The organism is Hymenobacter arizonensis (genome assembly GCF_900115775.1).
In the GTDB taxonomy this organism is placed as follows: domain Bacteria; phylum Bacteroidota; class Bacteroidia; order Cytophagales; family Hymenobacteraceae; genus Hymenobacter; species Hymenobacter arizonensis.
In genome coordinates, this window is record NZ_FOXS01000005.1 from 371620 (window position 1) to 384562 (window position 12943).

General features: G+C 62.7%; 5 protein-coding genes. All 5 read left to right on the forward strand.

Annotation, left to right across the window (positions count from 1 at the left end):
* The first annotated feature begins 297 nt into the window (after positions 1 to 297).
* Complete coding sequence (locus BMZ66_RS18130; protein ID WP_092676901.1) at positions 298 to 3414, forward strand: SusC/RagA family TonB-linked outer membrane protein; 3117 nt, start codon at positions 298 to 300, stop codon at positions 3412 to 3414.
* A gap of 29 nt (positions 3415 to 3443) precedes the next feature.
* Positions 3444 to 4961 carry a RagB/SusD family nutrient uptake outer membrane protein gene (locus tag BMZ66_RS18135; protein WP_092676903.1) on the forward strand — a complete coding sequence of 506 codons (1518 nt, stop codon included), beginning with the start codon at positions 3444 to 3446 and terminating at the stop codon, positions 4959 to 4961.
* A gap of 176 nt (positions 4962 to 5137) precedes the next feature.
* Positions 5138 to 7156 carry a rhamnogalacturonan lyase gene (locus tag BMZ66_RS18140; RefSeq protein ID WP_304608024.1) on the forward strand — a complete coding sequence of 673 codons (2019 nt, stop codon included), beginning with the start codon at positions 5138 to 5140 and terminating at the stop codon, positions 7154 to 7156.
* Positions 7157 to 7498: 342 nt separating this feature from the next.
* A complete protein-coding gene (locus BMZ66_RS18145) occupies positions 7499 to 10666 on the forward strand; it encodes a SusC/RagA family TonB-linked outer membrane protein (RefSeq protein WP_092676905.1) in 3168 nt (1055 codons plus the stop codon).
* Between the two features lie 33 nt (positions 10667 to 10699).
* A complete protein-coding gene (locus BMZ66_RS18150; RefSeq protein ID WP_092676907.1) occupies positions 10700 to 12619 on the forward strand; it encodes a RagB/SusD family nutrient uptake outer membrane protein in 1920 nt (639 codons plus the stop codon).
* The last annotated feature ends 324 nt before the right edge of the window (positions 12620 to 12943 follow it).

Genomic DNA, 12943 nt, shown 5'->3' on the forward strand with positions numbered 1-12943 from the left:
TGGTAGCGAACGCTGTGTAGCTCGGCAGCTGAGCGCCGCTCGCCAATTAATAAGTACACAAAACCGGGCAGGAGGGAGGTAGCATCAAACTGCCTCGAAACCCTCCGCATTATGCCATCAGCACCTTTATTACCGTTTTAGGTGAATAGGAATAAAAGATAGATTATTTTAAAAATGCAGGTAAGCACAGGTATGTGTACGCAATCGATTCCAATAGTTTTGATGAGAAGCTAGGGCCTCGCTCACCGCAGCTCGTGCTCAACATCCCCACCTACTTGCACACAGTCCTTTTTTATTATGAAACACAAAATTTACCAACTAACATGCCTGTTACTGCTGCTGGCGGGCTTTCATGCCTCGGCGGTGTGGGCCCAGGGCCGCACGGTGAGCGGCAAGGTCACCACTGCTGACACCAAAGAGTCGCTGCCCGGCGTGACTGTGCTGCTTAAAGGCACCTCCAACGGCACTGGCACCGGCGCCGATGGTTCTTACTCCCTAGAGGTTCCGGCAACGGGCGGCACGCTGGTCTTTTCCTTCGTGGGCTACACGACCCAGGAAGTGGCCCTCACCGGTCAATCCACGGTGAACGTGGTGCTCGTGACCGACCAGAAAGCCCTGGAAGAAGTGGTGGTGGTAGGCTACGGCACCCAGAAGGCCTCCAATGTAACCGGTGCCATTGCCAGCGTCACGGCCAAGGAGATAGAGGAGCGGCCCGTCAACCGCATCGAGAATGCGCTGGTGGGCCAGATGCCCGGCGTGTACGTGCAAACGCCCTCGGGCGAGCCGGGCGCCGAGCTGCAGATTCGGGTGCGGGGCGGGGCCTCCATCAACGCTTCCAACGAGCCATTGTATGTAGTAGATGGTGTGCCCGTGGACAACCTGCGCGGCATCAACCCCACCGACGTTGCTAACATTGAGGTACTGAAAGATGCTGCTTCGGCCGCTATCTACGGCTCGCGCGGCTCCAACGGCGTGGTGCTCGTGACCACCAAGCGCGGCCGCAAGGGCCCTGCCAAGCTCAACTTCTCGGGCTTTGCGGGCTTGCAAAACGTGGAAAGCAAGCTGCAGGTGCAGTCGGCCGAAGAGTGGATACAGATGCGCAAAGAGGGCATCGACGAAGACTGGCTGCGCCAGAACCCCGCCAACCGCATCGAAGACACGCGGGCCACGCGCCTCCAACGCCTGACCGTGAACGGCGTGGCGCCAAGCGCAGCCAACGTAATTCGCTACACCCACGACCCCAAGTGGCAGTACGGCCAAGACAGCCTGGCCTACACCGACTGGCAGGATGCCCTCTTTCGCCGCGCCCGCATGCAGCAGTACACCATCGGCGCGTCGGGCGGGACCGACAACGTGACCTACAACATCAACGGCTCGTACCTCGACCAGGAGGGCATCATCATCGGCACCAACCTGAAGCGGGCCACGCTGCGGGCCAACTTCGATGCCCAGATTAGCAAAGGCATCAAGCTATTTATGACCCTGGCCCCCAGCATGGAGTGGGCCAGCCTGGGCCGCGTAGACGGCACCGGCGGGCAGGCCCTCAACGCCGCCCAGATGCCTCCCGTGGGTCCCAAAGATGCCGGCGTGTACGTGGGCGCCCAGCCCTTCCGCACCTATAACTACTCGGGCAACTACATCAGCCCGGTGGCGGTGCTGGAGCGCAGCGAGGTGAACGGCACCCGCACCCGCCTCAACGCCAACATGGGCCTGAACGTGGACCTATATAAAGGCCTGCAAATGCAGCTGCTGGGCGCCATGGACAACGGCTACTACCAAGACCAGCAGTTTTTCCCCACCAACACCGACCGCAACTGGTTCAACGCCGCCAACGACGGCGCCCTGAGCCGCTCGCGCTACTACCAGACCTTTAACACGCGCTACCTCTTTCAGAGCGTGCTGAACTACACCCGCCGCTTCGGCGACCACAACCTGAGCGCCATCCTAGGCTACTCCGTCGAGCGCACCCAGGAAGACCGGTCGCAGCAGGAAAACACCCAGCTGCCCAACGACTGGACTTACCTCTTCGACCGTGGCAACTCCACCACCAACCAAAACAACATTGCCGTGCCCGTGAAGGACATGCTGCTGTCCTACTTCACCCGGGCGCAGTACGATTACAAGGAGAAGTACCTGCTGTCGGCCAGCTTGCGCCGCGACGGCTCGTCTAAGTTTGGCAGCAACCGCCCGTTTGGCTACTTCCCGGCCGTGTCGGTGGGCTGGCGCGTGTCGGGCGAGAACTTTATGCAGGGCGTAACGGCCATCAGCGACCTGAAATTCCGGGCCAGCTGGGGCGTCACCGGCAACAACCGCATTCCCAGCAACTCGCAGTTTGCCACCCTGGGCGTAAACAACTACCCCTTAGGCAACGGCACCCCCACCACCGGCTACAGCCCCGGTAATTTCCAGAACGACGTGCTGGGCTGGGAGCAAACGGCCAGCTACAACTACGGCCTGGACTTCGGCATGCTCGGCAACCGCCTGCAGGTGACGGCCGACTACTACATCAAGAACACCACCGACCTGCTCTACACCGTGCCGGTGTCGTCCATCACCGGCTTCACCCGCAGCTTGCAGAACATCGGCAACGTGCGCAACGTGGGCGTCGAGCTGGGCCTCAACTCCCGCAACCTCGTGGGCGCCTTCCAGTGGAACACTTCCTTTAACGCTTCCTACAACGACAACAAGGTGCTGAAGCTCGGCACCGACGACACCCCCGTGCCCGGCGGCTTCATGGGCCTGACCAGCCTGCTGCAAGTGGGCGTGCCCATCAACTCCTTCTACCTCTACGAAGCCATTGGCGTGTACAAGACCCAGGCCGAGCTGGATGCGAACCCCCGAATGACTAACAGCCGCGTGGGCGACACCCAGTACCGCGACGTGAACGGCGACGGCATCATCAACAACGACGACCGCACCATCCTGGGCAACCCCCAGCCCAAGTTCATCTTCGGCGTGACCAACAACTTCGTTTACAAAAACTTCGATTTGAACGTGCTGGTGAACGCCCAGCAGGGCGGCGACCTATACTCCGTCATTGGCCGCTCCATCGACCGGCCGGGCATGGGCTACCTCTACAACCACTCCACTAACTGGAACAACCGCTGGCGCTCCGAAGCCAACCCCGGCGACGGCATGACGCCGGCCATCGGCGCCACCACCGGCGCGTACTTCGACTCGCGCTGGCTGTATAGCTCCGACTACGTTCGCGTGAAGAACATCACCCTGGGCTACACCCTGCCCAAGAAGCGCTTCTACTCCGGCGCCCGCGTGTACCTGGCCCTGGAAAATGCCTACATCTGGCACAACTACACCGGCGGCTTCTCGCCGGAGGCACTGCAACCCGGCGGCTTCGACAACGGCAGCTACCCCCAGGCCCGCACCTACACCCTCGGCTTCAACCTGTCGATTTAAGCGCGCCCCACCCTCTAATTATTACTTTGATGAAAGCACTAAAATTGCTGGCGTACTCCGCCGCGTTGGGCCTGGGCTCGCTTCTTACTTCGGCTTGCAGCGAAAAAGAACTCTACATCCCGCCCGTGGCCAACAACACGGCCGACGAATTTTACAAGACCGAGGCGCAGGTAAACCAAGGCGTAATGGCCATTTACAACGGCTGCCTCTCGTTCCCGCAAAGCTCGAACTGGAACATGTCGGAGTTTCGCTCCGACAATATCAATGCCCAGATTCAGACGGTGCAGCGCGACTTCAGCGACATCAGCAACTACACGGTTACCTCACAGCTGGGCCAGCTCCAAGCCACCTGGACCGACCTGTTCGAAGTAGTGTATCGTTCGAACATTCTGCTGGAAAAAATTCAGCCCTTCACCTTCGCCCGCGTCAACCAGTTCAAGGGCGAAGCCCGGTTCCTGCGCGCCTACGCCTACCTCGACCTGGTGCGCTACTGGGGCCCGGTGCCCATCGCCGACAAAGTGCTCGGCATTCAGGAGTCGAAAATTATCCCGCGCGCACCTATTGCCGACGTCTATAAATTCATTGTGGAAGACCTGAAGTTTGCCGCCGAAAACCTGCCGGCCTCCTACAGTACCCTCGAAAAAGGCCGGGCCACCAAATGGGCCGCCAAGGCCATGCTGGCCCGCGTGTACCTGACCATGTACGGGTTCCCGCTGCGCGATGCCAGCGCCCTGCCCTTGGCCAAACAGCAGCTCATGGAAGTGTACGCCGCCGCCAGCCCGGGTACTTTCTCTATGGCCGCCAACTTCGCCGATATCTTCAGAACCGTGAATGACAACCGCTTTTCGGTGTTTGAAATTCAGTATGCTTCGGGTGGGGTTGGCCTGGGCAGCACCATTCCCTGGGACCAGGGCAGCGTGTTTCCCCCGTTCTGGTCGCCCTTCCCGCCCAGCCAGACCGATATCACGCCCAGCCCGGCCTTCCTGGGCCGCAACTGGCCCATTCGGGACCTGCGCCGCCGCGCCACCCTCGACACCGTGCACGTGAACCCGACTTCCGGTGTGATTACCGTGACTCGGGCGCAGTTCACCAAGTTCTTGGAGAAAGGCACCACCGCTCCCCAGAACAACCGCGACTACTCCAACAACTTCCACATCATCCGCTTCGAAGACGTGATGCTGATGTATGCCGAGGTACTGACCGAGGAAAGCGGCTCGGTGCCGCCGCTGGCTCTCACGCTCGTGAACCAGATTCGGACCCGCTCGGGCATCGCGGCCTACACCGCCACCTCGCCCGAAACCGCTTCAAAAGCCGCCTTCATTGCGGCTATTCTGAAAGAGCGCAAGTACGAGTTTGCCGCCGAAGGTATCCGCTGGTTCGACTTGGTGCGCACGGGCACGGCCCTGTCGGTGATGACGCAGTACAAGCGCGAAACCGTTTCGCCAACTTTCCGCCAACTCGACGACCACGACCTGCTCTTCCCAATTCCGCTGGTGGAGCTCCGCATCAACCCCGGCTTCTGGCAGCAGAACCCCGGTTACAACTAGGCTAAATTTTTCAACGGGCAGCTTGATAAAAGCTGCCCGTTGTTTTTAACCGCCCGCCGGTCCGACCGCCCTAGGCGGTCCGACCGGTTGAAGCACCACCAGCCAAATAGCGCGAATGCTACCACCGACAACCGGTCGGACCGCCTAGGGCGGTCGGACCGGCCCAGATTCCTGATATGAGCTTTACCGTTTCTACACCACCAGCAGCACGGCGCAGCCTTAGCTGGCGCGTCAGCCTGCCGCTGGCCGCCCTGATGCTAAGCGCACTACTAGCGTCTGCTCCGCCCGCCGAACCCACCCAAGCCTCACCAACCGCCCAGCCCGAGCGCCTGGGCCGCGGCGTGGTAGCCCTGGCCCGGCCCGATGGCAAGGTGTTCGTCAGCTGGCGTTTGCTGCTGTCCGATGCGCCCGCCGCCGCCTTCGACGTGTATCGGCAAACCGGCAAGACCACACCCGTAAAACTGAACCCCAAACCCCTGGCTGTCGGCACCAACTGGCTGGACGAAACCGCCGCTCAGGCCCCTCAGGCCACGTACTCCGTGCGCCTGGCCGGTAGCAAAGCCGCCCCCAAAGACCCCTCCGCCACTGCCAAGGTGTGGAACGACGGTCTGCTGCGAATACCACTGCAGCAGCCCGCGGGCGGCACCGTGAGCAGCGGCACCGAAACCAGCGCCTACACCTACACCGCCAACGACGCCTCCGTGGCCGACCTCGACGGCGACGGCACTTATGAGATTGTGCTAAAGTGGGAGCCCACCAATGCCCGTGATAATGGCTCGGCCGGCATTACCGGGCCGGTGCTGCTCGACGCCTACCGCCTCGACGGCACCCGCCTGTGGCGCATCAATTTGGGCAAGAACATTCGCGCCGGGGCGCACTACACCCAGTTTATGGTGTATGACCTCGACGGCGATGGCAAAGCCGAAGTGGCCTGCAAAACCGCCGACGGCACCGTGGACGGCCGCGGCAAAGTCATCGGCGATGCCAGCAAGGACTACCGCACTCTCACCGTGCCCACCGACGCGCCCAGCGTGGCCTCGCCTCGCGACAGCAAGTACGGCCGCGTGCTGGCCGGGCCGGAGTATTTCACCGTCTTCAATGGCCAAACCGGCGGCGTGCTCGCCACCACCGCCTACCTGCCCGGTCGCGGCGACCTGGGCGGCTGGGGCGGCATCGGCGGCAATGGCGGCAACGACAGCCACGGCAACCGCGCCGACCGCTTCGTGGCCGCCGTGGCCTACCTCGACGGGCAGCGCCCCAGCGTGGTGATGTGCCGCGGCTACTACGGCCGCACCGTGCTGGCCGCCTGGGACTGGCGCGGCGGCAAGCTCACTTCGCGCTGGGTGTTCGACTCCAAAGACGACAAAAACCCTTTTTCGGGCATGGGCAACCACGGCTTGAGTGTGAACGACGTGGACGGCGACGGCCGCGACGAAATCATCTACGGCGCCATGGTGGTCGACGACAACGGCACCGGCCTCTACAGCACCGGCCTGCGCCACGGCGACGCCCTGCACGTGACCGACCTCGACCCCGCCAACCCCGGCCTGGAAGTGTGGGGCGTGCACGAAAACGAAGACAAAGTGCCCGGCCACGAAAACGGCCCGGGCGTGGCCATGTTCGACGCCCGCACCGGCAAAATCCTCTTCTCGGGGCTGCCGGGCACGGACGTGGGCCGGGGCATGGCCGCCGACATCGACCCGCGCTACCCCGGCGCCGAGGTGTGGGCCAACCCGCCGGAGCTAGGCTTGCTCTCGGCCAAGGGCGAGAAAATTGGCCCCGCGCCGCGCTCCGTCAACTTCGGCTTGTGGTGGGACGGCGACTTGCTGCGCGAGCTGCTCAACGACACGCGCATTGAGAAGTGGGACTACCAGGCCGGCCAGCTCAGCACCCTGCTCGACGGTAAGCCCCTTGGCGCGGCCTCGTGCAATGGCACCAAAGCCACGCCCTCCCTCAGCGCCGACCTGCTGGGCGACTGGCGCGAGGAAGTAATCTGGCGCAACGCCAACAACCAAGAGCTGCTGATTGTGAGCACCACCATCGCCACCACGCACCGCTTTGTGACCTTGATGCAGGACCGCAGCTACCGCCTGGGCGTGGCCCGCGAAAACGCCGGCTACAACCAGCCCCCGCACCCCGGCTTTTTCTTGGGCGAGGGCATGAAAGGGAGCGGAGCCAGCCCGAAAGTGAACTGAGCCCACGCCCGGCGCAGGTAGGTGCAGTACACCACACAAGGGCCGCGCCGCAAAAGGCTGCTTTGCCGCGTTGCGCGGGCAGTTTTAATTGGTTGCGCGGCTACTCAACGCTCAGCTCCGGCTCCACGGCCCGGCTAAGCCCGGCTCGCCCGCAGTAGGGGAGGGCCGGGCTTTGCTGCGTGCGGAGCTATGGTAAGAAGGCAGGGGTGATTTGTGTAAAAATCAGGAGAGCACAGGGAGGTGCCCGCAAACGATTCCGATAATTTCACCCTCAGCATCGCTTTCAAGGTCTGCGCAGGCCTCGTTTGGCCCTTCGTTTTTCTCACCAAACTCCTTAGTATCATGCAAAAGTTTTATGGCTTGATTCGGCAGCTTTCGGCCGTGGCGTGGCTGCTGCTGCTGGCGCCTGCGGCAATGGCCCAGGCAGTGTCCGGCAAGGTTACCTCCAGCGACGGGCCCCTGCCCGGCGTTACGGTGTTGCTCAAGGGCACCACGGTGGGCACGGCTTCGGGTGGCGATGGAGCTTTTACGCTGAACGTGCCCAACCGCCAGGGCACGCTGGTGTTCTCCTTTGTGGGCTACGCCACGCAGGAAGTGCCGATTGACGGCCGCTCGGAAGTATCCATTGTGCTGAGCACCGATGCCAAAGCCTTGGGCGAAGTAGTGGTAGTGGGCTACGGCACTCAGAAAAAGAGCGACGTGACCGGAGCCCTGTCGTCGGTTTCGGAAGGCCAGATTCAGCAGGTGACCACCCAAAACGTCACCCAGGCCCTGCAGGGCCGGGCGGCGGGCGTCGACGTGGCCGGCGGCAACTTCCGGCCCGGCGAGGTGCCGGCCATCCGCATCCGGGGCAACCGCTCGGTGCGGGCCTCCAACGAGCCGCTGTACGTGGTCGACGGCATTCCGCTGGCCCAGGGCACGGGCCTGAACGACTTTAACCCCCAGGACATTCAGTCGGTCGAGATTTTGAAGGACGCCTCAGCCACGGCCATCTATGGCTCACGCGGTGCCAACGGCGTGCTCATCGTGACCACCAAGCGCGGCCAGGCCGGCAAGTTTAGCCTCAACTACAACACCTACGTGAGCGCCGACCGCGCCTCGCGCACGCTGGACCTGTTCGACGGCGCCGGCTTTCTGGAGGTGCAGCGCGAGGCCAACCGTACCAACGGCACCTACGCGCCCCTCTACGCCGACCCCGCCCGCGACTTCACCCTCTTCGGCTCGCGCGACCCCAACGCCTGGGAGGGCATTGCCGACGGCTACCAGTGGGTAGACCGCCCCAACCGCGTGGTGGCCACCCGCCCCACCACCGCCGAAGAGCGCGCCCGCTTCGGCGCCAGCGTAACCGAAATTCCGATTTACGACCCCAGCAAGGTGCGCACCACCGACTGGCAGAAGCTGGCCCTGCGCACGGGCATCGTCCAAAATCACCAGCTCAGCGCCAGCGGCGGCACCGACAAGGTGCGCGCTTCCATGTCGGTGGGCTACCTGAAGCAGGGCGGCATCCAGCCCGGGCAGGACTTCTCGCGCTACAACGCCCGCGTCACCCTGGACTACAACGTGAACAGCATCGTGACGCTGGGCGCTTCTACCAACGCCAGCCTGGCCATTCAGAACTACGGGCCCGACGTGTACGGCCGCGCCGCCGGCCAGATTCCCTACGCCGTGCCCTACGCCCCGGACGGTTCGTTTATTACCAACCCCGGCGGCGACCCGCTTATCTTCAACCCGCTGCGCGAAGTTGACAACGCGTTTAACGAGCGCCGCACCACACGCTTCTTCGGCAGCCTGTATGCTGAAGTGAAGCTGCCGATTGAGGGCCTGCGCTACCGCCTCAACGTGGGCCCCGACTTCCGCAACGGCCGCACCGGCCAGTTCCAGTCGGCCCGGGCCATTGCCCGCGACGCGGGCGGCGTAAACTCGGTGTCCTTTGGGCAGTACGACCAGAGCCAGAACTTTACCTACGTGGTCGAGAACCTGCTGTTCTACGACAAGCAGCTCAGCGAGAAGCACAGCATCGGCCTCACGGCGCTGCAAAGCGTGCAGCAGGACCGGGGCGAAAGCTCTTCCATCAGCGCGCTCAACCTGCCCTACGACAGCCAGAAGTGGTACAACCTGGGCTCGACCTACCGCGCGGCGGCCAACAACTTCGGAACCGGCTTTTCGCAGCGGCAACTCATGTCGTGGATGGGCCGCATCAACTACAGCTTCCTCGACCGCTACGTGCTCACGGCCACTGGCCGCGCCGACGGCGCCTCGGTGCTGGCCCCCGGCAACAAGTGGAGCTTCTTCCCCTCGGTGGCCGTGGCCTGGAAAGTGCAGCAGGAGAATTTCCTGCGCAACGTGGCAGCTGTGACCGAGTTTAAGCTGCGCGGCGGCTACGGCACCGTGGGCCAGGCATCGGTAGACCCCTACACCACCGGCGGCACCCTGCAGCAGTCGCCCTACGCCTGGAACGAAACGCCGGCCTACGGCTACTCGCCCACGCCCGGCACCCTGCCCAACACCCTCGGCGGTATTCCCAACCCCAACCTAAAGTGGGAGCGCACCACCACCCTCAACGCCGGCCTGGACTTCGGCTTCTTCAAAAACCGCCTCAGCGGCTCGGTAGAAGTGTACCAAGCCAACACCACCGACCTGCTGCTGCCCCGCGCGCTGCCGGCCGTGAGCGGCGTGGTGAGCATTCTGCAGAACATTGGCGAAACCCGCAACCGCGGCGTGGAAGTGAGCCTGACCACCATCAACGTCGAAACCGCTTCCAACTTCCGCTGGAGCTCGGACTTTATCTTCACCCGCAACAAGGAGGAATTTGTGAAGCTGGCCTCGGGCACGCAGGACGACATCGGCAACCGCTGGTTTATCGGGCAGCCGCTGGGCGTGTACTACAACTACCAGAACAACGGCATTTGGCAGGCCGACCAAGCCACCCTGGCTGCCGAATACGGCGCCCGTCCCGGCGAAATCCGGGTGGTGGACCAGAACGGCGACAAGGTGATTAACGCCAACGACTTCGTGGTGCTGGGCTCGAACCGCCCCAAGTGGAGCGGCAGCATCAACAACACCGTTTCCTACAAAGGCTTCGAGCTGAGCGCCCTGGTGTATGCCCGCGTGGGCCAGCTGCTGGCCACCGGCTACTCCCCGGGCCTGGGCGGCCGCTACCCCGGCCTGGCCGTGGACTACTGGACGCCCACCAACCCCAACAACGAATTCCCCCGTCCCGCCATTGGGCAGGATGCGGCCAAGAACAACAGCGGCTACCCCTTCCAGAGCGGCAGCTTTGTGCGGGTGCGCAACATCTCGCTGAGCTATACCATTCCGCAGGCCATCAGCTCGAAATTCTACGCCAACAACCTGAACGTGTACGTGAATGCCGTGAATCCCTTTCTGTTCACCAAGTTCAGAGGCCTCGACCCCGAGGCTACTGACATCGGTTCTACTTCAGGCGAGCTGGCCCAGGCCCGCAACCTGGGCACCAAGAGCTTGGTGGTGGGCTTGCGCTTAGGTTTTTAATTCAGGAATCAGGACTTTTTATCGCCGAACGACATGAACATTAATCGCACCCTTCGCGTGGCCGGCTTCCTCTCCCTTCTGGGGATGGGCCTGGGCCTGAGCTCCTGCAAGGATTTCCTCGAAGAAGAGCAGGTGGCCACGCTAACCAACGACTACTTCAACACCGAGCAGGGCCTGGAAGACCTGGTGAAAGCCGGCTACGAGCAGACCCGCTACAAATTCGCCAACGAGCATTCCTACGCCATGTTCAACTTCGGCGTGGACGAAATGACCCACGCCGACCAAATAAATGTTTACTGGTGGAATATTTATGATGCCCGCCTGAACCCTTCCGACGGCTTTGTGGACGGGGTGTGGACGGCCAACTACGATGGCATCAACCGCTGCAACATCGGCATTGCCCGCATTCCCGGCATTCAGGGCACCACCACGCTGCGCACCGATGCCCAGAAAACCCAGCGCGTGGCCGAGCTTCGCTTCCTGCGGGCCTACTACTACTTCCAGCTGGTGCAGCAATACGGCGCCATTCCGCTGGTGCTGCAGCCCTCCGAGGGCGTGCAGCTGGAGTACACCCGCGCTCCCGTGCCCGACGTGTACCGCGCCATCATCTCCGACCTGCGGTTTGCGGCCACCAACCTGGCCCCCACCACGGCAGAGTTTGGCCGGGCCACCCAGGGCGCGGCCCAGCACTACCTGGCTAAAGCCTACCTGACCCGCGGCAGCGCCGTGGCCGACCAGCGCGGCCAGCGCCCCACCGACATCGACAGTGCCGCCTTCTACGCCGACCAAGTGATAACCGGCGGCCGCTACGTGCTGGAAAACGACTACGCACGCCTGTTTGACATTTCGAGCTACGCCAACAGCGTGGCCGCCCAAACCAGTCGCGAAATCATCTTCTCTTCGCAGTTTAACAACGTGGTGGCGCTGGCCGGCCGCTTCGGCAACCGGGTGCACTCGTACTTCACCTTGCAGTACGACACCGAGCCCGGCATGACCCGCGACTTGCTCAACGACCGGCCTTTCCGCCGCATCATGCCCACCAACTACGCCATGGACATCTTCGACCGGCGCAACGACTCGCGCTTCTACAAGATGATGAAGACGGCCTGGATTGCGAATAACGCCGGCAACATCGAGACCTGGACCGCCGCCAATGCCCCCACGCCCGCCCAGGTGGGCCAGCGCAAGTTCGCGGTCGGCGACACGGCCTTCTTCGTGGTAGTAAACACTCCCCAGAACCCCGTGCCGCAAGCCACCATCAACCGGACCCGCTACAGAATTTTTGCCCGCTACGTGCGCAACGCCGCTGGCAACGTAGTGCCCGGCTTTAGCCCCACCGCCGACGTGGGCCTGCGCAATAAATTCCCACAACTGGTGAAGTACATCGACCCCTTCCGCCCCAGCGTGGCCGAAGAGGCCGGCACCAAAGATGGCATCCTGGCCCGCTTCGCGGAGACTTACCTCATTGCCGCCGAAGCCTACGGCCGCAAGGGCGACTACACCAAAGCCCTGCAGTACGTGAACATCCTGCGGGCCCGCGCCGCCTACAAAGCCGGCGAGGTGCGCCCCAACGTGAACTACCGCTTCGAAGGCGGCACCCGCGGCGACGTGACCAGCACGCTACCGGCGCTCACGGCCACCATGGCCAACTTCTCGACCAACGACCCCAAGGAGATGTACCCGCCCTCGGTGACCTCGACGCAGGACCGGTTCGTTCACTTCATCCTGAACGAGCGCACCCGCGAGCTGCTCGGCGAGCTGCACCGCTGGGAAGACCTGGCCCGCACCGAAACCCTGTTGGTGCGCGCGCCCTACTTCAACCCTGACGCCGCCGCCATTCGGCCCATCCACAAGCTGCGCCCCATTCCGCAAACGCACCTGGAGCGCATTTTCCGCAACGGCCAGCCGCTTACTAACGAGCAGCGCCAGTCGGAGCAGAATCCTGGGTATTAGGCGGTAGTATTTCCTCTCGAACAGTCAAGCCGAGCGCAGCCTGCCGAGCGCAGCCGAGGCGTCTTGCATGGGGAGTAAACCAATCGCCTGTCATGCTGAGCTTGCGAAGCATCTTCTCACGTTTTAACGACTCGTTCGGTGGGGATAAGATGCTTCGCAAGCTCAGCATGACAGGCGATTTTTAGACGAAGCGAGCGAGATGCTTCGACAAGCTCAGCATGACCGTCTATATTTTATAGACTCGGGCTTAACAAAACTGTTGATTCGCAAAAGGAGTGCGCCAGTGGCGCACTCCTTTTTTATTGCCTGCCCCGCACGGCAATA